At 66.7% G+C, this 1411-nt stretch carries 1 protein-coding gene; it reads left to right on the top strand.

What is annotated here, in order from left to right; genetic code table 11:
• Window positions 1–1411: heavy metal translocating P-type ATPase (locus V7E05_RS11520; protein WP_442891667.1), on the top strand; the 1411-nt coding region annotated here is incomplete at both ends.

The following is a 1411-nucleotide window of genomic DNA, read 5'->3' on the forward strand; positions in this document are numbered from 1 at the left end:
TCGTCGACGGCCGTGCCGAAATGGACGAATCGATGATCACCGGCGAGTCGCACCCGGTCACCCGCGGAGAGGGCGACGCGGTCACTGCGGGCACCGTGGCCACCGACTCCGGCCTGCGGGTGGAGATCACCGCCACCGGTGATGACACTGCGCTTGCCGGGATCAATCGGCTGGTCGCCGAGGCCCAGGGCTCCTCGTCTCGCGCTCAGCGCATCGCAGACAAGGCCGCCGCCTTGCTGTTCTGGTTCGCTCTTGGAGCCGCTCTCATCACTGCCGTCGTCTGGACGCTGGTCGGGAGACCCGACGACGCGGTCGTCCGCGTCATTACCGTGCTCGTCATCGCCTGTCCCCACGCCTTGGGCCTGGCGATTCCCCTGGTCGTCGCCATTGCGACCGAGCGCGCCGCCAGAGGTGGCGTGCTGGTCAAGGACCGCCTGGCGCTGGAGTCCATGCGACAGGTAGACGCCGTGTTCTTCGACAAGACCGGGACCCTGACCCGGGGCGAGCCCACCGTTACCGGCGTTGAACCGACCGGTGACATTGACGCCGACCAGGTGCTTGCCCTGGCTGCGGCCGCGGAGGCCGACAGTGAGCATCCTCTCGCTAGGGCCATCGTCCACGCCTCCAACGAGCAGAGCATTGACCTCGAACCAGCGACCGGATTCTCCTCCTCGCCGGCAGTCGGGGTCACTGCGACCGTGGCAGGCCAGGAAATCCGTGTGGGCGGGCCCCGGCTGCTCGAAGAAACCGGGCAAGACGAAATCAACGCAGCCGATGCTTGGAAGGCCGAGGGAGCAATCATCCTCCACGTCCTCCGCGACGGCACAGTGATCGGCGGTCTCAAACTTGCCGACGAGGTCCGTCCAGAATCCGGGGACGCCGTCGATGCACTACATGAGCTGGGCGTCGAGGTCGTGATGATCACCGGCGACGCCGAGGCGGTAGCAAACAAGGTCGGCCGGGAGCTCGGCATCGACCGCGTCTTCGCCGGAGTCCACCCCGAAGACAAGTCCGCAAAGGTTGCCAGCCTCCAAGACGAGGGCAAGAAGGTCGCCATGGTCGGCGACGGCGTCAACGACGCGCCCGCCCTGGCTCAAGCCGACGTCGGGATTGCCGTCGGGGCCGGCACCGACGTTGCCATCGCCTCCGCCGGTGTCATCCTGGCCAGCTCCGACCCGCGCAGCGTCCTGTCGGTCATCCAGCTTTCTGCTGCTGCATTCCGCAAGATGAAGCAGAACCTGTGGTGGGCGGCCGGCTACAACTTGATCTCCGTGCCTCTCGCGGCCGGTGTCCTCGCACCCATCGGATTCGTCATGCCGATGTCGGTCGGCGCTATCCTCATGTCGTTGTCGACCGTCGTCGTCGCGCTCAACGCACAGCTGTTGCGACGCATCGACCTCGCCCCAGAAGC

Origin of the sequence: Dietzia sp., from assembly GCF_036741115.1 — a bacterium.
Lineage (GTDB): Bacteria > Actinomycetota > Actinomycetes > Mycobacteriales > Mycobacteriaceae > Dietzia.